31 protein-coding genes are annotated in these 19,876 nt (G+C 48.3%); 13 read left to right on the top strand and 18 right to left on the bottom strand.

From position 1 onward, the window contains the following. Positions 1 to 180: 180 nt before the first annotated feature. The 5 genes from P403_RS0100345 (at position 181) to P403_RS0100325 (ending at position 3,265) form a co-directional block, all read left to right on the top strand. The gene (locus P403_RS0100345) at positions 181 to 930 is read left to right on the top strand and encodes a creatininase family protein (RefSeq protein ID WP_029330053.1); all 750 of its coding nucleotides are present in this window, start codon (positions 181 to 183) and stop codon (positions 928 to 930) included. Positions 931 to 943: 13 nt separating this feature from the next. After that, positions 944 to 1,486, top strand: coding sequence for an AAA family ATPase (locus tag P403_RS0100340; protein WP_029330051.1), 543 nt, complete (start codon positions 944 to 946; stop codon positions 1,484 to 1,486). Positions 1,487 to 1,551: 65 nt separating this feature from the next. Continuing rightward, complete coding sequence (locus P403_RS0100335) at positions 1,552 to 2,442, top strand: ABC transporter ATP-binding protein (RefSeq protein ID WP_029330049.1); 891 nt, start codon at positions 1,552 to 1,554, stop codon at positions 2,440 to 2,442. After that, positions 2,439 to 2,804, top strand: coding sequence for a hypothetical protein (locus P403_RS0100330; RefSeq protein WP_029330047.1), 366 nt, complete (start codon positions 2,439 to 2,441; stop codon positions 2,802 to 2,804). The genes P403_RS0100335 and P403_RS0100330 overlap by 4 nt, the downstream gene beginning before the upstream one ends. Further along, a complete protein-coding gene (locus P403_RS0100325; protein WP_084157594.1) occupies positions 2,750 to 3,265 on the top strand; it encodes an ABC transporter permease family protein in 516 nt (171 codons plus the stop codon). The genes P403_RS0100330 and P403_RS0100325 overlap by 55 nt, the downstream gene beginning before the upstream one ends. 128 nt (positions 3,266 to 3,393) lie before the next feature. Here P403_RS0100325 and P403_RS0100320 read toward each other — a convergent pair whose 3' ends face one another. The 7 genes from P403_RS0100320 to P403_RS0100295 all read right to left on the bottom strand — a co-directional run bounded on the left by P403_RS0100320 (position 3,394) and on the right by P403_RS0100295 (position 6,816). Further along, positions 3,394 to 4,332: a DMT family transporter gene (locus P403_RS0100320; RefSeq protein WP_029330042.1), complete on the bottom strand. Its 939-nt coding sequence runs from the start codon at positions 4,330 to 4,332 to the stop codon at positions 3,394 to 3,396. 121 nt (positions 4,333 to 4,453) lie between these two features. Further along, positions 4,454 to 4,810: an HAD hydrolase-like protein gene (locus P403_RS16955; protein ID WP_338042092.1), complete on the bottom strand. Its 357-nt coding sequence runs from the start codon at positions 4,808 to 4,810 to the stop codon at positions 4,454 to 4,456. 12 nt (positions 4,811 to 4,822) lie between these two features. Next, positions 4,823 to 5,098: a hypothetical protein gene (locus P403_RS16950; protein WP_338042091.1), complete on the bottom strand. Its 276-nt coding sequence runs from the start codon at positions 5,096 to 5,098 to the stop codon at positions 4,823 to 4,825. Next, positions 5,076 to 5,570: a VOC family protein gene (locus P403_RS0100310; RefSeq protein ID WP_029330040.1), complete on the bottom strand. Its 495-nt coding sequence runs from the start codon at positions 5,568 to 5,570 to the stop codon at positions 5,076 to 5,078. The genes P403_RS16950 and P403_RS0100310 overlap by 23 nt, the downstream gene beginning before the upstream one ends. Next, positions 5,563 to 6,378, bottom strand: coding sequence for an MBL fold metallo-hydrolase (locus P403_RS0100305; protein WP_029330039.1), 816 nt, complete (start codon positions 6,376 to 6,378; stop codon positions 5,563 to 5,565). The genes P403_RS0100310 and P403_RS0100305 overlap by 8 nt, the downstream gene beginning before the upstream one ends. A gap of 25 nt (positions 6,379 to 6,403) precedes the next feature. Beyond that, the gene (locus P403_RS15905; RefSeq protein ID WP_034800721.1) at positions 6,404 to 6,595 is read right to left on the bottom strand and encodes a hypothetical protein; all 192 of its coding nucleotides are present in this window, start codon (positions 6,593 to 6,595) and stop codon (positions 6,404 to 6,406) included. 32 nt (positions 6,596 to 6,627) lie between these two features. Beyond that, positions 6,628 to 6,816: a PspC domain-containing protein gene (locus P403_RS0100295; RefSeq protein ID WP_029330037.1), complete on the bottom strand. Its 189-nt coding sequence runs from the start codon at positions 6,814 to 6,816 to the stop codon at positions 6,628 to 6,630. Between the two features lie 175 nt (positions 6,817 to 6,991). On the opposite strand from P403_RS0100295, the gene P403_RS0100290 reads away from it, so the two are divergent. From P403_RS0100290 to P403_RS0100270, 5 genes are all read left to right on the top strand, one after another. Further along, positions 6,992 to 8,149 carry a hypothetical protein gene (locus P403_RS0100290; protein WP_029330035.1) on the top strand — a complete coding sequence of 386 codons (1,158 nt, stop codon included), beginning with the start codon at positions 6,992 to 6,994 and terminating at the stop codon, positions 8,147 to 8,149. 137 nt (positions 8,150 to 8,286) lie between these two features. Next, positions 8,287 to 8,685, top strand: a complete 399-nt coding sequence (locus P403_RS0100285) for a VOC family protein (RefSeq protein ID WP_029330033.1) — start codon at positions 8,287 to 8,289, stop codon at positions 8,683 to 8,685. 41 nt (positions 8,686 to 8,726) lie between these two features. Continuing rightward, the gene (locus tag P403_RS0100280; protein WP_029330031.1) at positions 8,727 to 9,254 is read left to right on the top strand and encodes a shikimate kinase; all 528 of its coding nucleotides are present in this window, start codon (positions 8,727 to 8,729) and stop codon (positions 9,252 to 9,254) included. Positions 9,255 to 9,388: 134 nt separating this feature from the next. Next, complete coding sequence (locus tag P403_RS0100275; RefSeq protein WP_029330030.1) at positions 9,389 to 9,628, top strand: hypothetical protein; 240 nt, start codon at positions 9,389 to 9,391, stop codon at positions 9,626 to 9,628. A 123-nt stretch (positions 9,629 to 9,751) separates the two neighbouring features. Then, positions 9,752 to 10,099 carry a DUF2200 domain-containing protein gene (locus tag P403_RS0100270; protein ID WP_029330028.1) on the top strand — a complete coding sequence of 116 codons (348 nt, stop codon included), beginning with the start codon at positions 9,752 to 9,754 and terminating at the stop codon, positions 10,097 to 10,099. An 85-nt stretch (positions 10,100 to 10,184) separates the two neighbouring features. On the opposite strand, the gene P403_RS0100265 is transcribed toward P403_RS0100270, so the two are convergent. The 3 genes from P403_RS0100265 to P403_RS0100255 all read right to left on the bottom strand — a co-directional run bounded on the left by P403_RS0100265 (position 10,185) and on the right by P403_RS0100255 (position 12,101). Further along, on the bottom strand, positions 10,185 to 10,880 hold the full coding sequence (locus P403_RS0100265) for an alpha/beta hydrolase (RefSeq protein ID WP_051667251.1): 696 nt from the start codon (positions 10,878 to 10,880) through the stop codon (positions 10,185 to 10,187). A 73-nt stretch (positions 10,881 to 10,953) separates the two neighbouring features. After that, a complete protein-coding gene (locus P403_RS15900) occupies positions 10,954 to 11,421 on the bottom strand; it encodes a GNAT family N-acetyltransferase (protein ID WP_235195148.1) in 468 nt (155 codons plus the stop codon). A gap of 236 nt (positions 11,422 to 11,657) precedes the next feature. Then, positions 11,658 to 12,101, bottom strand: a complete 444-nt coding sequence (locus P403_RS0100255; RefSeq protein ID WP_029330018.1) for an Lrp/AsnC family transcriptional regulator — start codon at positions 12,099 to 12,101, stop codon at positions 11,658 to 11,660. Positions 12,102 to 12,250: 149 nt separating this feature from the next. Between P403_RS0100255 and P403_RS16345 the strand changes: the two genes are divergently transcribed. Next, positions 12,251 to 12,409: a DUF1272 domain-containing protein gene (locus P403_RS16345; RefSeq protein WP_084157592.1), complete on the top strand. Its 159-nt coding sequence runs from the start codon at positions 12,251 to 12,253 to the stop codon at positions 12,407 to 12,409. Positions 12,410 to 12,467: 58 nt separating this feature from the next. Here P403_RS16345 and P403_RS0100250 read toward each other — a convergent pair whose 3' ends face one another. Together P403_RS0100250 and P403_RS0100245 are read right to left on the bottom strand one after the other, a co-directional pair. Next, positions 12,468 to 12,887 (bottom strand): SRPBCC domain-containing protein, encoded by a 420-nt coding sequence (locus P403_RS0100250; protein WP_029330016.1) that lies wholly within the window; start codon positions 12,885 to 12,887, stop codon positions 12,468 to 12,470. 74 nt (positions 12,888 to 12,961) lie between these two features. Then, complete coding sequence (locus tag P403_RS0100245; RefSeq protein WP_029330014.1) at positions 12,962 to 14,284, bottom strand: right-handed parallel beta-helix repeat-containing protein; 1,323 nt, start codon at positions 14,282 to 14,284, stop codon at positions 12,962 to 12,964. Positions 14,285 to 14,378: 94 nt separating this feature from the next. On the opposite strand from P403_RS0100245, the gene P403_RS0100240 reads away from it, so the two are divergent. Then, positions 14,379 to 14,981 carry a hypothetical protein gene (locus P403_RS0100240; protein ID WP_029330012.1) on the top strand — a complete coding sequence of 201 codons (603 nt, stop codon included), beginning with the start codon at positions 14,379 to 14,381 and terminating at the stop codon, positions 14,979 to 14,981. A 43-nt stretch (positions 14,982 to 15,024) separates the two neighbouring features. Here the strand turns inward: P403_RS0100240 and P403_RS0100235 are convergent, their stop codons facing one another. From P403_RS0100235 to P403_RS0100215, 6 genes are all read right to left on the bottom strand, one after another. Continuing rightward, positions 15,025 to 15,528, bottom strand: a complete 504-nt coding sequence (locus P403_RS0100235; RefSeq protein WP_029330010.1) for a DUF1572 family protein — start codon at positions 15,526 to 15,528, stop codon at positions 15,025 to 15,027. Positions 15,529 to 15,548: 20 nt separating this feature from the next. Then, the gene (locus tag P403_RS16710) at positions 15,549 to 16,295 is read right to left on the bottom strand and encodes a hypothetical protein (protein WP_235195147.1); all 747 of its coding nucleotides are present in this window, start codon (positions 16,293 to 16,295) and stop codon (positions 15,549 to 15,551) included. A gap of 31 nt (positions 16,296 to 16,326) precedes the next feature. Next, positions 16,327 to 16,734, bottom strand: a complete 408-nt coding sequence (locus P403_RS16705) for a hypothetical protein (protein WP_235195146.1) — start codon at positions 16,732 to 16,734, stop codon at positions 16,327 to 16,329. 147 nt (positions 16,735 to 16,881) lie between these two features. Further along, entirely contained in the window at positions 16,882 to 17,625 is a 744-nt protein-coding gene (locus tag P403_RS0100225; protein ID WP_029330003.1) for an SDR family NAD(P)-dependent oxidoreductase, read from the bottom strand. A gap of 23 nt (positions 17,626 to 17,648) precedes the next feature. Then, complete coding sequence (locus P403_RS0100220) at positions 17,649 to 18,443, bottom strand: SDR family NAD(P)-dependent oxidoreductase (RefSeq protein ID WP_029329996.1); 795 nt, start codon at positions 18,441 to 18,443, stop codon at positions 17,649 to 17,651. A 4-nt stretch (positions 18,444 to 18,447) separates the two neighbouring features. After that, positions 18,448 to 18,924, bottom strand: coding sequence for a MarR family winged helix-turn-helix transcriptional regulator (locus P403_RS0100215; RefSeq protein ID WP_235195145.1), 477 nt, complete (start codon positions 18,922 to 18,924; stop codon positions 18,448 to 18,450). 205 nt (positions 18,925 to 19,129) lie between these two features. Between P403_RS0100215 and P403_RS0100210 the strand changes: the two genes are divergently transcribed. Next, on the top strand, positions 19,130 to 19,825 hold the full coding sequence (locus tag P403_RS0100210) for an ABC transporter ATP-binding protein (RefSeq protein WP_034800718.1): 696 nt from the start codon (positions 19,130 to 19,132) through the stop codon (positions 19,823 to 19,825). Positions 19,826 to 19,876: the final 51 nt, after the last annotated feature.

Raw genomic sequence — 19,876 nt, 5'->3', positions numbered from 1 at the left:
GCTGAAGGTGAATCTTCCCTACCTCTGCCGTTCTCTCGCTACTTGACTTTAAAACGACAATCTTCCCAATCGGATCAAACGGAGTCGTTGCTAATTTTAGTTGGTAATTCTGTTATAATTGGATAAAATTAGAAATAGCAGTCGTAGTTCAAGAAATAAAACGAATAAAGGGGTTTTTCCATGATCAGTTATAGAAATAGTACGCGGGAAGTGGCCGCCAGTGAAACAACGATTGCGATAATTTCGGTTGGTGCGACGGAACAGTTTGGTCCTTACCTGCCGATGCACCTCGATACGTTGATTGCCGAAAAATATGCCGAGGCGTTCGGTGAAGCGCTAGATGCCTATGTGCTTCCAACGCTGCCTTTTAATACGTCGGAAGAACATGCCGACCAAATCGGTACCGTCACCGTCAGCCCGACCGTTCTGATGGCGATGCTCGAAGAAATCATCGTCAACCTGCAGCGGCAAGGTTTTACTCAATTTGTGTTATGCAACGGTCACGGGGGAGCTTACTGGGAAGCAGCCTTCGTCAAACAGATGAATTACAAACATCAAGACATCGTGTTAATTACGGCCGATCGTCACCTGGCGTGGGAAGAGGCTCTTGAGGAAGTAGGTCTAGCAGGACTGAACGAACGCCATGCCGGGCTGTTATCCGTCTCTGCCGCGATGTGGTTGTGTCCGGAACTCGTTCAATTGAAACCGATGGGAAGTGATGTGCCGGCGTCGAACATTCCATATTCCGATACTGTCTTTTGGAGTCAGTTAACGACAGACGGGTGCTGGGGAAATTTTGTCCCGGCGGACTATACCCGGGAAGAACTGACAGCGATCGGCGAGACCTTTTGGACAAGCTTCATCTCAAAACGGAGCGAACACTTAAAAGAGACGTTAGCGGCAACGCGTAAATTAAAATTAGGAATTTAAAGGAGAATCATCTATGCGGCGTCTACTGATTTTAACGGTCGGTAAAACCCATACCGGAAAGTCAACCTTTGCACGTACGTTAGCGGAGCAACTCCCAAACAGCCTCATCATCGATCAAGATCACCATGCCGCTTTCTTGAACACCCATTATCCCGAACTTGTTCCTTCGCGCGGAATGAACGACGTAAAACATGCTTTGACTCAGTTCATCTCTTCGATCGCGACCGAACGAACCGATGCACATCTCATCGTCTGTAATGCGAACTTATCGCGGGTGAATCGCCTTTGCTTACTGAACGAACAATATCCACCGACTGTGTTTCACCGGATCATTGTCTTTTTTGACGTAAGCGACGCAACCGCCTTGAACCGGATAAAACAATCCGACCGGCGTTCCGTCGTGATCCGCGGGGAGCTTACATATGAAACACTTATACAGAAACAGGTAGTCGAACCTCCCGAAGCGGACGAAGCCGATCAACTCTATGTCATACGGGAATCGAATGATGTCAATTCTGTCATTCAACAAATTAAACAACGTCAATCCGTCGAATAAATTGAAGAATCGTTATCAGCCCGGCTCGTTCAGCTTGGTATTCAGAACATGAGAGGATACAACAGATGCTAACATTACAAAACATTTCGAAAACGTTTGGTGATCGGCTTGTCTTATCAGATATGTCGCTTACGATTCCGCGGGGAAAAGTAGTCGGCTTGATTGGTCCGAACGGTGCCGGGAAAACAACACTGATTCGAATCATGAACGGTGTGATCTCCCCGACGCATGGCACGGTCCGTTATGATGATCAGCCGATTGAAGCCCTTCGTACGAAAGCTGGTATCGTCACCGAAAGTGCGGGGTTGTATCCTGATATGACGGCGCTTGAGAATTTAACTTTTTACGCATCTTTATATGGTGTCAGAAATAAAAGTCATTTGCTTGAGCTGTTGAACCAGTTCGACTTGGCCCATGTCCGCGATGCCTACGTCCATACGTTTAGTACTGGTATGAAAAAGCGACTCGCGCTCGCTAAAGCAATGCTGCATGACCCGGAAATTTTATTTTTGGATGAACCGACGAACGGACTGGACCCCGACGGCATTCGCCAGGTACTGGATATGATTCGGTCCGTGAATCAAACGAAGGGAACGACTGTCATCATCACGTCGCACCTCCTCTACCAATTGGAGAGTGTCTGTGACGCCTACATCTTCATCGAACAAGGGCGTTTCATCGATCAAGGGACACTCGTCGATTTATTGAACCGTCACCAAACTTCGATTCGCGTCAGAATCCGGACAAACCTTCCACCGGACTCCGCCCGCACGATGTTCGAAACGGCTGTTGCACCTGTTGCTCCTGACGTGATTGAAGTATCGTTTAAAGACGAAACGTGCATCAGTCCTTTTTTGAAACAAATCATCGATCAGGGCTACGCGGTGTATGAGTGTCAAATAATCGACCGTGATTTAGAAGGTGTCTATTTTAAGTTAAGGGGTGAAACGAAATGAATTTACCACTCATGCTTGCCGTGATTAAAAAAGACAGCATCCAACTCTTCCGAAAAAAGATTTTGCTGTTTATGCTGATTATCATCCCGGTCTTGATGGGGCTCGTCATTCCGATCGGGTTCGCCTGGTTCATCATTCAGCTTGATCCGTCCACGTTAACCGACCCGGAAGTGCTTGATTTACTGAATCGTTTTTTGGCGACTACGGCCAGTCCGGATGTCCTGACACTGACATTTAATGAACAATTGCTTTATCTGTTCCTAAACTATCCGCTCGTGACGTTATTTTTGTTAGTTCCGGTCATTACATGTTCCTTTTCACTGCCAATAGTTTCGTCAGTGAAAAGGAACAGCATACATTAGAAAGCTTATTGTTTTCGCCAATCACCATCCGTGATTTGTTTTACGGCAAGCTGATGATCTCGATTGCGTCATCCTACCTGATTTCCGTCGTCTGCTTTTTAATAAATCTGCTCGTCATCAACACTTTGATTTCCGTCAATGGCTTTTCAGTCAGCTTTCCTTCGACCCAGTGGTGGGTATTACTCTTTCTGCTGTTACCGATTCTTTTATTGACGACGGCGTTAATAAATTTATTGATCTCGACACGGGTCAGTACGTACCAGGAAGCACAAAACTTGAGCGGTATCATCATCTTACCGTTCATCGGATTAATCATCGGTCAAATCAGCGGATTATTCTTTATCAATACGCTGTTCCTGATTCTGTTATCGATCGGTTTACTGATTCTAAACGTTTTCCTGTTAAAACTCGCGTTGCGCTTCGGGACACGCGACCAGCTGTTTAATTCCCAAATGTCATGAATCGGATAACTTATGAAAAATTCGGCCCTGTTGAAGTTTTGCGCCACGGTTTTAATGCAGCTGTCTGTGTAAGGAAGTAACAAAAAACGCCTTTCAGGATTCAAAAAGAATCTCGAAAGGCGTTTACTTTATAGCCGGATCAGGACAATTCCGCCGATCATCACGAGCAAACTGAGAATTTGAACACCGGTAACCGGCGTCCGTGCTGCCCCGAACCAACCGAACCGGTCAATCAAGAGACTTCCCGTCAACAGACCAATCGTCACGATGATGATGGCGACGCCGGTGCCGACGAGCGGGACGATGAACGCATTCCCGGCAATGAACGTCGCACCAATCAGACCGCCGATGAACATCCACCACGGTTTTGGCGCCGTCCGGTCCAGTTGGAGCTTCGGTCGGACGAGCAACAACACAAGCAAAAGCGTCAGCGTCCCGATGACGAAGGAAATCAATGCCCCTTTGATCGCCGAATCGAGGACACTTCCGAGATGCCCGTTAATCGCTGCTTGCATCGCACTCATCATCCCCGTTACGATGCCGAGTAAACGCCAACCGGTCAAGTTGACTTCCGCAAGGTTCTTCGTTTCCTGTTGTCCGCGTTGCCGGCGTTTCGCCAGCCAATCGCCTAAGGCGACAGTACCGACGACACCAAGCAGGACGAGCACGGCCCCGATTAAACGGGTCGGCGACAACCGGTTGACCGCTGAATCGAACCATCCGAAATGGTCAATCAACAGCCCCATGATGACTTGTCCGAAGATGGGCATGATGACCGTCTGAACACCGCCCAGTTTTGGAAACAGTAAAATGTTTCCCGTCAAGAAGATGACCCCGAGAACACCACCGAACCAAATCCAGCGGGGTTCCGTCGTCCAGAGGGCTTCGTTCAATGTGAAGTCCCCTTCGACGATCAGGGTCAAGAGGACTAAAAAGACCGTCCCGATACTAAACGAGATGAAGGATGCCGTAAACGGTGATCCGACAACTCCACGCAGCCGTGTGTTGACGCTCGTCTGCACCGGAACGATGATGCCGATCGCTAAACCAATGATAATTGCTAACATGACGTGCCTCCTCAAACTACAAACAGATTCCGTCTCATCATACGGCAACGGGTTACAAAAAGGCGATTCCCCTGCCTATATGTTCAGACGAACTCATGATGAGGTGACACGACGTGTCCCGTTAAACGATTTGCGTGATCGTCAGCAAATCATCAACGACATGTTCGGCCGTCGCGAGCTCCACTTCCTGTGCAAAGTCAAATCGGCAGCCGATTGCCGGCCAACCGTTTTCTTTTGCTGCCGTAAAATCCGATTGCCGATCGCCGACGACGTAACCTTCCCGTAGTCCGTGTTTCGTCCGAATCATCCGGACGAGTTCGGCTTTGTCGAGTGAATCGACGTCTTCGATGCTATAGACCCCGGTCAGGTAACGGTCTAACGCAAACTGCTCGACGATTGCCGCTAAATACGCTGAAAGTCCGTTACTCGCGACATATAACTCGTGTCCGGCCGCGTGAAGTGTTTCCAGTATCGTCACAGCATCCGGATACTAGGCGCCTTGCCCTGTCTGAATTCGCTCGATTAAGCCTTGTTGAAACCAGTCGTCCATCTGCTTGCGGTCGGTTTCCGGATGTGCAGGCAAGAGGGTCGCCCAGACTTGCGGTAACGGGACACCCATGATTGTTTCGTATGTATCGAGCGGTGTTGCGTCATGCCATTTACCGGCTTGCCGTAACTTGGTAAAAGCGACTTCTAAAGCCGGCCCTAGAATCCGGTGCGTCTGAAATAACGTTCCGTCCATATCAAAGATGATTGCTTGTTTCATCGGTCTCCTCCTCTACTTGAGCGTTCATATGTAACCAGTCGCTCCAGTACATCGTACCCGTGATCCGGTGTGGATTGGCGACCGGACAGATGAATTCAAGACTGTTCCCGTCCGGGTCATTCACATGGATCTTCGCGTGCGCGTGGTGCGCCAGTACCATGACGAACGGTTCCGTCGGTTCGAACCCGAACGCTTTTCGTGGTGTGTAACCGCGCGCCGTCAACCAATTAACGGCATCCGTCAATGCTTCCAGTTCGACCTGGAAGGCGATATGCCGGATGGACGGGTGATAGTCGAGTTCGACTTGATCCGCGACCCAGAGGCCGAGCCAACTTTCTTCTTTGACGATCCAGAGGAACGCCAACCGGTCGTCGACGATATGATCGAGTGTCAGCCCGAGTCCTTCGTAAAAGGCAATCGACTGTTGTAAATTCCGGACCGGGAGATGCGCTTCGTATAGTCCCTTAATCATCCGTGCCGCCTAATGCATCGATGTAACGCGTTGCCGACCGGGCAACTGCACCCGCAGCGTCGTTTTCGACGATGCGGTGAAAGGCATCATACAACTGGTTAAATGACAGCGTGCTGAGTTGCGACGCCATCTGCGCTACTGTCGTTGCCGGTAACGGAATCAGGTTCGGGTAACTGTACATGAAGCTGACCCACGCCCGGTCGGCGACGACACGGACGATATCACCCGTCAGCAGGACACCACGCCCTGTGTCTCCCTGCGTCCACTCAAGGACCGTCGCGCCGTCAAAATGACCACCAATCCGGTGCAGAACGAGGTCATCTGCCAGTTCCAGCCGGTCACCGGACCAGAAAATAATCCGGTCGCTCGGTCGCGTCACCCATTGTTCATCTGCCTGATGGATATAGATCGGAACGCCAAATGCTTCTGCCCAGTCGACTTGTGTCGCATAATAATGCGGATGTGACAAAGCAATCGCGTCAAGTCCCCCCTGTTGATTGATTTCATCAATCACGGTCTGATCGAGATAAGTAATACAGTCCCATAACAACCGCTTTGCCCCGGCGACCAGATACGCCGTTTGCCCGATTCCGAATTGTGGTGATGTCACGAGACTCATCAGCCCCGGTTGCTCCGGCGTCACTGTCGTCCGGTAGTTTCCGGACGCGACCATCGCCTCACGTGTCGTCCACGATTGTCCGTCCGGATTGACGTATTGCCGTTCATCACTGCAAATCCGGCAGGTCGATGGTTGAACTTCAACCGCATCCGTCTGCACCCCGCAGGTCGTACAAATCCAATAACTCATTTCTTTTCCCCCTTATTTTAACCAGTTACGAGTGCCGCTTCTTACGTGCTACGGCACTGATGCCCCCTATCAGGAGTGCTCCGCCGATAAAACCAAGGAGGACACCCCAGTTGAATTCTTCTTGCATGCTGTACATGATGGATACTCCAATCAAGGCGCCGATTGTGATCGCGACCAGTCGCGCCGCTAAGGATGACGTGCGGTTTTGTTTGTTCATCTTGTTTGTCTCCTCTCTAGTTAAAGCTCGTGTTACAGCGTCCGCGGTGGACTCGCCATCGCATTCGCAAGAATCATATAAATGATGAGGTTGACCGGTAGTGGGATAAAAATAAAAATTAAGCGGACGGCGAATGACGACAAGCCAAGCTGTTCCGCGAGTCCGCCGCAGACACCCTGGATCGATTTGTCCGTCGCTGATTTCTGTAATGTTCTTGCCATTTCGATGCACTCTCCTTGTTGAATCTAAAAATCCCATTTACCTGAATCCCCAGAAAAAGATGGAGATTCAGTCCATCTGTTACAATAATTAGGTACTTCACCAGTCTACACGTTTTGGTATCGTTTTTCATCTGATTGACGATTTTTCAATCTACTTAAAAAAGGAGAATCCTTCATGTACACCAAAACTGCTTTCGCCGTCGCCACACTCGCGCTCGCCATCACGAGCGGGTGCACGAATGACACCGCGTCGGTTACAAAAAACTCATTGGGCGTTAAAGCAGAAGCTGTTTCAACCGCTCCCGCGACGCCGGTTTCAAGCGAACATAAGCCGGTCGCATTATCAAAAAAGGAGGATTTTGTTTCAATCGGTACGCAAAAATCGTACAATCTGTCGTCCTTTTTTGTCGGTCAGTCAATCCAGATTGCTCCGGAGTATCTATATGAACACGATATTTACTACACACACTTCATCCAGACGAACGAAAACAAGGTCAACAGCACGATTTACCGCTATTCTCCGGGATCGAACACAAATGAAGTGATCGAGACGTCCGATCAGACGATCGCCTCGTTGACCGGTGTGTCCCATTACCTGTTTTGGGTTGCGTCAGCGCCGGCAGAGGACGGGATTGCCTGGACGATTCATAGCTTCAATCTCAAAAACGGGAAACAGGATATGCTCGACCGAGGGGTCAGCCGCTTCGACGCGTCGATCCCGATGCTTGACGCTTCAACGACGCGTGTCTCCTGGCTAATCCATGACGCAACGGCGAAGAAGACGACAACGCTGATGAAGTCCTTTGATGTCGCCGCCGATACAATCATCGTCCACGAACAGTATGACCTAAGCAAAGGAAAACAGGACGGCATCTTACCGTTTGATTTCCGATTGGGCGACGCCGGACGCTTGATTCATACCAGCACGTTCAAGGACGGGACTAAAACCTCGCGCCTTGCGAGTGACGACGGCAGGTTCCAGCGACCGATTGGTGGACTGATTGATTTTGAGTACGGCACTGATTACGTCGCAATCGGTGAAGAGGGATACGCTGCTTTTTTAACGCTTGATTCAAAAGAATCCGACTTCACTTATGAGTTATCAGATCGGCATTCAACCGTCGATGCGTTTCGTTTCTTGTCCCGCGACCGGCTAATCTTCCGTGAAAACACGTCGCAACTCCTCTATGCCGACTTAACGCGCAGAACCGTCGCCCCGTTGACCGGGATGGAAGACACGACGTCTAAACCGATTTATGTCAATGGGACGATTGCCTATTCCGTTACGGACGGTCAGGGTGTTACGTTCCATGTCATCGACGTCAAGCCGTGACCGCTACTCCACCTTGCTTTTTCTAGAGCCGGTGGAGTTTTTTGACTGCATTGAAACGTTTTTAAATATGCTAAACTAATGTATACAAAAAAAAACGGTGCGCCGCTCGCGGTCCGTTTCGAAAGGACGTCCATAAGTTGAAACAAATTCATCACATCTGTATCCAAACGGCTGATTATGCAGCCTCTAAAACCTTTTATGAAGCACTTGGGTTCGAACTCGTCCAGGAATCTCCGGACTTTCACACCCGCGCGTTTAACAGTTGGCTTAAGCTCGGTGATTTTTACATCGAGCTGCAAACGGCAAAATCGGGTGACGCCTTGTCGCCTTATACGAAACAGGCCGCGGGACCCGTCCACTTCGCTTTATATGTTGACGATTTAGCGGCGGAAGTCGCACGGCTTGAACAGCTCGGCGTCACCTTCCTGCCGAAAAACGGTGGAAACATCTATTTCGTCGTCGACGGGCACCTCAGTAAATTAAAAGCACCGGAAGGAACGATTGTCGAACTGCGGGATACCTTCGTGATTGCCTGATTATTTAATAGCGAGACTAGATTTTTAGGAGGAGTTCAATCATGCGCATTCAAATCATCGGCGGTTCCGGCACCGGCAAAAGTACGCTTGGCAAGTGGATCGGGCAAGAAGAAGGGATACCTTGGATCGACAGCGATCACTACTTGTGGACGGATCAAACGTTCACCGAAAAGCGGACGGTCGACGAACGATATACTTTATATGATCAGGACATCAAACGGCACCACCAGTACGTTGTTTCCGGTTCCGTCTTTTCGTGGAACCCCTACGGCTTCCCGGACCGCGAGTTGCTCGTATTTTTAACGTTGGATGAAGAAACACGGATGAACCGGTTAATCAAACGGGAACAGGCACGCTATCCCGATTTTTCAGGTTCTAACGATTTCCTCGACTGGTGCAGGACATATTTGACGGAGACGGACCCTGCCAAGATTGGGACATTGGCAGAACATCAACTCCAAATGCTTCTTTCGAGATCACCCGTCATCCGGATCGATGCCGCACAATCGACGGACGAAATGTACAACCAAATCAAAGAGCAGCATCAGAAACTTTGTATATCGTCTTGACGAGATGGATTGCGACGAACCATCTTTTCGATTGACGACTTTTTTAAATCAATCAGATACACCAAATAAAAAAATGATATAATTTGTTAAATTAAGGATTTTTCAATCATGATTCGTCGGAAAGGAGTCGACTGATGGAAGTCCGTACGGGTACCCCTTACAAATACTACTTTTGGAAACGGTTTTTCCTATTGTTCCTCCCGCTGTTCTTCATCGGGATTTTGCCGGAACCGTTCATTACGGATAATCCGTTCGCAAGTCTTGAAGATTACGGGGAGTTTGCCTTCTTTTTTTGCTTCTATTTATTTGTTTTTTCCGGAATTTCTGCTTTTTTGATCTCAATCCGTTGGAGAATGAAACAGGCCCGACGTTAATGGATCCGTTTTTTGATCTTCGTATCGGTGAAACTTGTACTGGAAACCATCCCTCATTGGCAACGGCCCTCTTTTTCACGAGAAAAGGAGGGTCTTTCTTTCTAACGAAAAGGAGGAACTACGATGACGAAACACCGGTTGTACACGACAGCGTTCTCAAGCGTCTATCCGCTTTACGTCAAAAAAGCGGAACGGAAAGGTCGGACAAAACAGGAAGTCGATACGATCATCCGTTGGTTGACCGGGTACTCGGAACAACAGCTCTCGACGTTATCGCAAGATACGACGACTTTCGAAACTTTTTTTGCGGAAGCACCAGACATGCAGGAACGGCGTTCACTCATTAAAGGTGTCGTCTGTGGTGTCCGGGTCGAATACGTCGAGGAGCCGTTAATGCGCGAAATCCGCTATCTCGACAAACTGATTGACGAGTTGGCAAAAGGAAAAACGCTCGAAAAAATCTTGCGGTAAGAATCAGGGAGAAAGCATCATGCTGGCGACTCTCGCTTCCATCTTCGGGATAACATCAATTCCTGCGAACCGTTTTTCTGAACTGTTAAAAATGCTCATCCAACCAGTTCAAGATGTCGGCAATCATGTCATCTGAGACGGTATGGTTGATGTTTGGATATTTGAGGAACGTGACATCATTGTTAGTTGAATCCACATAATGCTGCTGTGTCGCAATCGGAATGACCTCATCGTCCTCTCCATGTAACAATAATGTCGGTGTCACCTGTTCTTGCGACAAGGGATCATACTTTCTCAAGCGTTGTTCTTCTGAAGTGGACAACGTCGTTCTTTTGTCACGGCTTCGTAAAAGCTGTTCCGCAAAGAGGAAGGAGCCGGACCCGTTGATGTTAATCAATCCTGCGCTTCCCTGTTGTTTAGCCGCTGCACCGCTCGCGATGAATCCTCCCATCGAGACGCCGAGCCAAATGATGTCCTCTTTCGGAATATTCAGCTGCTTGATGAGCGTGTCCGATTCTTCGATGCTTTGAAACACGATTTCCCAAAAGTGCTGTTCGACGATTCCTTGGTCAAAATACGCACCTAGCGCATTGCGGCTGTCATGCAAAATCAGCTCCGGCACAATGACGGTAAATCCTTTACCGGAAAGCATTCGGGCGAATTCATCATATTTGGTCACACTCGATCCCCAGCCATGATACAAACAGATCGTGTTACGGTGTTTTTGATGTTTGGCTGGATATGTCCGAATCGACAGAACGGAATCATTTACTGTGTACATCGGTCTGTCCCCTTTCCATTTGAATTTGTTAATGAAATTGTTGTTTTTAAATATCTAGTTTCGTAAACCAGATTTATTGTGATATAGGAATAGTGAGGTAGGTGACTAGAACAAGGAATATAAACAATCTCAAGCCATCTACAAAAAGTTCATTCGCACGTTTTTTTATGCCTGCCATTAAAATCGAGTCATTATTTAGCTCTTTGATTTGTTTGAAACCACTCTTTTCATAACTTGAAATTGCTCGTGTATTCGTTTTTTTTACGTCCAATACCACCATTGCAGCACCTTTGTCATCCAAAAGATAATCCACCATCTTTCGAATCATTATCGAACCGATTCCTTTGCCCCATAATTGCGGTTCTCCAATAAATTGATCTATCCCATAAATATCTTGATAATTTGGAAGTTCATATTTTTTCAAATCAGTTTCCTGAATCTTGTAGTACTGTATATAACCGATTGGTTGATTTTTGTACTCTACAATACAAGGCGTGACATAGTGTTCCCTTTTAATCCTAGGACCATATTTGTTGATCACTCGCTCTAAGTTTGAAGGTGGTTCCTCATAGAACTCTAATACCTTCTGATTATTTAACCATTAAATAAAAATCGTTAGTGGTCATTGTCCGAATATGTACATCATCGTCCAGCACCATGATAAATTTTCTCAGTCCTTTTTAAAATTAGAGTACTTAAATTCTACTTAACAACAAAAAATTAATATCTGTTATCATCTAATGACGCTCACTCGCAGAATCTGGTCAGAAATCCGGTTCATAACAACACTCCATCCCCGACCGTAAACGCCTTAAAGGCGACCGGCGATGACAGACGAATCCAGGTCGACGGTTTTCCGTATTCCATCGAAGCATCGATGAACGCTTCCAGTGTTTCGACCGACGGCGTGTACAGTTTGACCATGAAATTAAACGTCCCGGCAAGCCGGTGGCACTCGACGACATCCGGATGGTCTTTACAAAACGTGATGAACGCCGCGCAGCGTGTCTGCTCGAACATCAAAATCGCCATGATCGTTTTTTCGATCGCGACGGGATTGATGACCGCGCGGTATCCTTCGATGACTCCACGGTCCTCAAGTTTTTTTACTCGCTCGTTGACGGCAGGGGTTGAAAGACCAACCGTTTTGCCGAGTTCCGTCCAGGACATCCGTCCGTCCGCTTGTAACGCATGGATGATGGCGTAATCAATTTCGTCCATTTTTCACCCTCCTAATATTATGAAGACATATCTTTAAATTACCATTGATTCTTAGGCGAAGCTACTTGAATACGAGGAAAACCATCTGTCCGGTCACAGTTTCGTTTCGTACAATTAAGACAGATCAAACGAGACGTGAGGTGAACGACATGCAGGCAACAAATTGCACCCGCTGTGCGGAGACATTTGAAGAAGGTCAGGAAACGTATCATTGTTCGCACAACTGTACATATTGTGCAGATTGTACGAAGACCCTCAATTCGATTTGTCAAAATTGCGGTGAAAAATTAATTCAAGTACAACAGTAAATCGATTTTTTCTTTACAGACAAAAGCCCTCCTGCTTAGAGAAGGGCTTTTGTCTGTTTCATTGTTGTTCCGCATATTCTTTGAAGCGGTCAAGAATCGATTGCCAGCCCGCTTGCTGCATCTCGGGCGGATTCGCCGACTCCGCTTCAAATGTTTCGACGACGTTCGTTTCGTCCCCATTCGCTTTAAACAAAACCGTCACGTGGCGACCGTCGTCCAGTGTATAGGCTAATTTTTCGTTCACGACGACATCGTCATAAACACCGGAAAAATCAAACCCCATACTGCCATCCTTTGCTGCCATGTGACTGGAGAACCGACCGCCTGCCTGGACATCATTCGTCGCTTCCGTCGTGTGCCAATCGTCCGATGCCGCATTCCATGCTTTGATATGCTCTGGTTCCGTCCAGTACGTCCAGACTTCTGCAACGGGTCGTTGGATGACCGTCTCGATTTGTAACACTTGCGTCTGTCCCATATCGATCGCTCCTTTTCCAAATTCGTTCGCTTACCCCATCCATTTCTCTATATGCCGCACAATCCCTGCTCGCTTTACTTATTAAATCCTCCTTTTACTGCCCGCTCAAAGGTTGCCTGTGTCCGGTACTCGTGATCCAACCAAATCCAGCGTTTTGCTGTTCCTTTTTTTAATTGATAAGTATTATCTTCAAACCGATTTCCTGAACTCGTTTTGAAGAAATTTGCGACAAACAGGTTGTCCGGTCCTGTCGTAAACGTATTATGGTCGATCCGATTAGCACGGACATCATGCTGGACGAGGAGCTGTCCGCCTTCGAGTCCTTTCGTATCATTGCCGGTGACTTGATTGTCTGTAATCCGGACCCGTTTCGTACCACCGCGCTTTTTATCGTATCCGCCGATTGAAATGCCGGTAAACCGGTTTTGTTTAACCAGATTGCCGCGGACCGTAATGTCTTCTGCATACTTTTTCGCATGTTCACTCGTCACTTCAATCCCGATATCATTTCGTTCGACCGTATTGTGTTCAATCGTCAGCTGTTTTCCCCCGTCAACGTAAATGCCGGCCGCATTGTAATCCTTGCCGTAGACCGGATTGCCGTAACTCGAACTGTCCGTGACCTGATTCCCGGAAATGACTCCATTCCGGACGTAATCCTCCGAGTTGTTCGTCGCGACTCCCTCATAGCCGATCAAGTCGATGCCGATATTATCGTTACGGCGGACGATGTTATCCGTGACGGAAAACCCGTCGATGTTGCCGTTTAAGACAAGCGCTTCGCTCGCCCCAAGCCGGTTGTCTTCGACCCGGTTGCCGCGAACGGTAATCTGCTGCAAGCGGCCGGTTCCGTAAATCGCAATCCCATGGGCATTGCCGTCTTTCGCATTCGTTTGGATGCGGTGGATCTGATTATCGATCAGTTGAATGTTCCGTCCTGCCCCGGTGACAAAAATCCCGATTGGTGTCTCGTTGGTTCGTGTCGTTTTGATGTCTGCGACAACCAGTCCTTGAATCGTCACGTACTGCCGGTTTTCGATTCGGATGAGCGTCGTCTCCCCGTCCTGTTTCTTCAACGCCCTCCCACTTAAGACAACTTTTTCTGTTTGGTAATTCCGAAAGACGACCGGCGCCTGTTTCGTTCCGCTGTACCGGACTGTCAACGCTTCCGTGTACGTTCCTTGACGCAGATAGACCGTCGTCCCGGCTCTCGCAAGCTGACTCGCCCGTTTCAGTGTTTTAAGCGGTCGTTTCAACGAACCGGAATTCGTATCCTTACCGTTAGGCGCGACGTACATAACTTTTATTGAAGCGGTCGCCTCTGCCTGTTCCTGGTTCCATGTCGCTAAACAACCGAACAGTCCGAGTGACAGCAAAAGAATAAATCGTTTTTTCACGCAAAGCCCCCCTTTCCGTGAACACTTTTCTGATTGTAAATAACATCCAATCCTTTTATACTTACTTTATTTACATACGAAGGACGTGAAGTGGATGTTGAAACAAATGCTCGTCTGTTCATTATCGGCACTTTTACTTGCCGGTTGCAGCTCGGAAGAAGCTGTGCCGAAAAAAGTCGTCAAACCGATTGAATTGCCGTTGACGTTAAATATGGATGAGTCTAAAGAACATACGAATCCTAATAAAACTGAATTCACCTATACCATTTCTGGTCAGTCCAATCAGCCCCTTTATCTGACCGGAACCGAATATTTCCATTCTGGTGAACAAAAAATCTGGTTTACGAAAGTAATTCAACCTGGTCAATATGAGGGAAAGAAACTGAAATTAGGAGAACAGTTCGATACCGCGAAAGGTTACCGATCGTTCATGTATGATTTGGATGGTACGATGCAAAAGTGGTCTGAGCAATCCGAAGAGCTGAAAGACTTTCTGTACAGTGGTGTCTCGTTCCGTGAAAAAACACTCCTTCGCTCTGACTATCAAGTGTTGATGTTAGAACAATCAAGCATTCATCAATCAATGCGCGGAAATCAAATGGATCAACTCGATGCACCCCAGGACGTGAAACTTAGTAAAGGAGAACGGATTTTCATCATCTCATTATCAACGAAACCAGTCCGCGATATCTTATAAAAACAGACCTGCCCCTTAAGTCAAAGAGGCAGGTCTGTTTTATTCACTTCCGTTGATGCGGCAAGGGAATCGTCAACGGCTTGAAGTCCGGTCCGAGCAACACTTTCATCAAAAAAATCAGCTGTCCGGTGTGATAGGCATAATGTGCGAGTTGTCGTTCGATTGCGTCGACGACTAGATGCGGTTCACCGCGGATTAAAACGGTCCGCTTCAAATCGTCCGGTGTCAACGACGCGAGCGCCGATTCGACAAGCTGCCAGCCGTCATGCCACAGTTTCAGTAACGTCTCTTTATCATGCCCCTGGTCAACGAACTCGGCGTCCCGATTGCGGTCCGGCTTTTCGCCGTCCGTCGTCAAAAAATTGGTCCAGCGTGACGTCATATTGTTCGTCATGTGCTGAATCAGTAACGCGACACTGTTCGTGTCCGGTGCGAGTGTCTGATGAAACTGTTCCTCGTTCAGCCAACCAAGTGCCTGCTCCGCCGGTTCGCGGACGGCCCGGAACCTCGCTTGAATTGCTGTCAAGTACACCTCTTCAAAAGCCATTTCCCTCACTCCTTCTGCTGTTAATCCATCACAAAATCCACACCTTTTTCTCCATCAATCGGTATCGTCCATAACGTTTTTAACCGGTCGTCCGTGACGATCAACCGGTCTTTACCGGAAGAGGACGTGTCCGTTTCCGTGAAGTAGGACGTCTTCTTATACGGATTCCGGTACAGGTAACGGTAATGATTCCCCTGCTTCCAAAACTTCGGTTGAACCTGTTCAACCCGGAATGCTTGTCCGAACGTCCACTTGACGAGCCGTTGATCCGTATCGTTTTCACCGGTATTGATGATTTGATAACCGGTCTGGTTGTTGATCATCCGCATCGGTTCCGTCGCCCAGTAGCTGACATCATCCAATACTGAAAATGACTTTTGTTGCATCGTGCCGTCCGTCTTCAGCTTGATCATCATGCCGTCGGTCGTCGCAAAATACGCGGTGTCTTTCGCGCCGTATAACGCCGTATAGGCATATGGTTCAACCGCTTTTCGAATGACGCGTGATTTTCCGGTTTTCTGGTCGAGCAGGACCATTCCGGCCGCCCCTTCTTGATCATCCTCGGTACCGTTGTTGGCGTAAGCAATCGTCCGATCCAGTTCAAGGATCGGTGAATCAACGACTGGCATCAACTGGTCTTCAATCGGATACCGTTTGTCCGTCCGGACGTTGATCAATTGAATGTTTTCCGACGGCTTTGCGGCGTTTGATGTGACCCAGACATCTTTCCCGTAATGGGCAACAGATGTGATCGCTGTATTCGGCACCTGATGTTTTTTAAACGTCCCCCGTTTTAAGTCATACGTAAAAAAAGTGGTCAGCTTCGATACCGTCCAGGTGGTGGATATACATATGCCGCGGATCCGTTCCCTTTTGTGAAAATGCCATCCGATACAAATCCGGATCAGCAATCGTTTCCGTCTTTAATTCTGTTCCCGTTTTTGATAATGTCGTCATCAATGCCGGCTCTTGCGGATCATCCTGTGTTTCTTTATAACGATTGATGTCGCTTCCGGACAGCAGGATGACCTGACCGTCGTTCGGATTAAACGTCATCGTCGTGACATCTTTTGATAGGACCGGGTAAGAACTGGCTTTTGGTTCTTCGGGATGAGAGCCGATATAGAATGCACTCGCACATCCAACTACTGCTAGTCCAGCCGTTCCGTAAATCAATCGTTTTTTCCATGATTGAAGCAAAATCATCCACTCATTTCATTTGTCATTTTCACCTTCCATTATAGCGCTTTTTTGTAAAAAAATTCTTTTAATCACAACCTCTATTACTTATTGACCAAATCTTTCATTAAGAAAAGACACTGTCGAATGGACAGTGCCTTAATGTATCTTCGGTTATCTTGCCGTGACGCCCCCGTCGACCGGAAGACCGACGCCTGAGATATGGCTCGCTTCATCCGTCGCGAGGAACAGGACAGCATGCGCGACCTCTTCCGCATTCCCGACATGACCGAGCGGAATCACCTGTTCGAAATAATCTTTATAGGTCGCCATCGACGGCGCACTCATCTTCGTTTCGATGTAGCCCGGATAAACGGCATTGACACGAATGTTATGTTTTCCGTAATCGACGGCGGCTGCCCGTGTCACGGCATCGACCGCTCCTTTTGACGCCGTATAGCCGCCCGCTCCCGCCATTCCGCTGATGGCGGAGATGGACGCGATGTTGACGATCGAACCACCTGTGTTCTCCATCATCGGAACCGCTTGTTGCATCCCGAGCAACACACTGTTGACGTTGATGTTGAAGATTCGTGCCCAGTCCGTTTCATCTTGCTCTAAAAATGGCGTACTCAGGGCGATCCCCGCATTGTTGACTAAGACGTCCAGGCGACTGAACTCCCGGTCGACCATTTCAAAAACAGCTTTCCAGCTTGCGCCTGACGACACATCATGGTCCAAAGCATACGCCTGTCCTCCCGCCAGGTGGATTTGTTTGACGACGCTTCGGACTGCTTCCTCATTGATGTCAGTTGCGATGACGATGGCGCCTTCACGCGCAAACGCGAGGGCTGTCGCCTCTCCCATCCCACTTCCGGCTCCAGTAATCAACGTGATTTTTTCTTCTAATCGTTTCATGTCTTTCGTCTCCCTTCCGTTGCTTAGTCTTGCATCGCCATGAAATCCGGACTCGTCGGATTACCGATGTAATGCCCACCTTCAATTTGTAACGTCTGCCCCGTCATGAACTTCGATTCGTCTGATGCTAAAAAGACGACGGCATGCCCGATATCATCGGCTTCTCCGTGATAGGGCAAGGCATTGTATTTTTCAAACGTCGCGAGGAGCGAGGGACTCATGTTCGCTTTTGCAGCTGGTGTCAAAATCAGCCCCGGTGCAATCGCATTACAACGGATCTGATCTTTTCCGTATTGTGTCGCGATATATTTCGTCAGCTGGACGACCCCCGCCTTTGATGTTCCGTAGGCGGAGCGGATGCTGTCACCGGCGAATGCGGACATCGACGCCGTGTTGATGATCGACCCTCCCCCTGCTTCCTGCATGTGCGGAATCGCGTAGCGTGCTCCGAGGAGAACACTTTTTAGGTTGACGTTCATCAAGCGGTCCCATTCCGCTAAATCCATCGATACAATGTCTAAGTCTTTTCGTAAGTTCGTCAGCCCGACATTATTGAACAGAATATCGATTTTCCCATAACGGGCGACCGTAAAAGCGACGGCTTCTTGAATCGATTGTTCATTTGATGCATCTAAAAAAATCGCAGCAGCATCGCCTCCACGTCGCCGAATCTGTGCAGCTGCCGTATCAGCACCCGCGTGATTAAAATCGGCGAGTACGACGCTTGCCCCTTCTGCAGCGAGTAATGTCGCAGCCGACAACCCGATTCCGGATGCGGCACCCGTCAACAGGGCGACTTTGTTTGAAACACGGTTCATGTTCTCAGTCCTTCTTTCGTTTCGAGCGGATGTTGTGTAGCAATTTTTCATTGATTGATAAATAGAGTTCGATTTCAGTTTCGTCGAGACAATCGAACAGCTCGACATACTGTTGTTTGCCAATCGCTTGAGCTTCCGTGAGGACAGCCGTACCTGCCGGCGTGATCTGTAACAATACTTGCCGCCGGTCCTGCTCGTTATAAATCCGTTCGACGAGACCGAGGCTGATCAGTTTCTTTGCGATGTTCGTCATCGCGCCACCTGTGAAGCCAAGCGTCTCTGCCAGCTTCATTTGATTTTGCAGACCTTTTCGACTCAACTCACCGAGTGTCAAAATCGGTGAAATCCCGAGTCGATGCGGAAATCGTGTATTCCAATCGATGATCGCTTCGTTCGTCACGGCTTCCACCGTATGAATCATTTTAAATAATTGATCTTGCTCCATCGTTCCCCACTCCTCTACTTCAGCTTTCGGACTCATCCTCCAGAGCATTATTTATACCGTTGAATAATTTAACACTAAACTATTTAGTTGTAAACATTATTGATGATTAAACTTTCTGCTTATCTTTTAATCGTTAAAGGAAGAGGCATCACACTTTCCCCTTCTGTTAAAAAGAAGAATAGACAAAATATTCAAATAAAGCTATGTTTATATTACCTTATTTTGTAAAAGGAGCGCTCAAATGGATATTTTCGTTAACCACCTCTCCCATTCTTTTCAATCGGCCGGGAGTCCATCACTCGTCTTAAACGACCTCACGTGCCAGTTCTCAGCAACCGAAGTGACGGCAATCGTCGGTGCTTCGGGTTCCGGCAAGTCGACCCTTCTCAGTATGATCGGTTCACTCGACCGTCCGACGTCCGGACAAATCGAATACGACGGCCAAGACATCAGCCGTTGGAAAAATCGTCGCCTCTCCGCCTTCCGGGCACAGGAAATCGGCTTCGTCTTTCAACAGTTTCACCTTCTGCCTGCGTTGACGGTCAAAGAAAACGTGCTCGTCCCGCTCTTAAAACAAAAGACCGACTTCAACAAAGAAGAACGGATTGCCCAGATCCTCGAGAAAGTCGGCTTACTTGAAAAACAACACGCGTTACCGGCCCAACTGTCCGGGGGTCAACAACAACGGGTCGCGATTGCACGGGCCCTGATCAGTCGTCCGCGCTGGATCCTTGCCGATGAACCGACCGGAAATCTTGATTCCGTCACCGGCGAGACGATTTTCCAATTGTTGCTTGACTTGCACCGGGAAGAGCAGTGCGGCATTTTGTTCGTCACCCATGACGTGGCACTTGCTGAACGGGCGGACCGGATTCTGTTCATGCAGGACGGACAAATCATTGAAGATCGTCGTAAGAATACTATCCAAAGCGGGTGAAATAAGACATCACAGCTCCTCATGTCGGAAACTTTATCAAATGCTCCACGG

It is taken from the genome of Exiguobacterium oxidotolerans JCM 12280 (genome assembly GCF_000702625.1).
Taxonomy (GTDB): Bacteria; Bacillota; Bacilli; order Exiguobacteriales; family Exiguobacteriaceae; genus Exiguobacterium_A; species Exiguobacterium_A oxidotolerans.
This window is presented reverse-complemented; position numbering and strand designations above follow the sequence as displayed.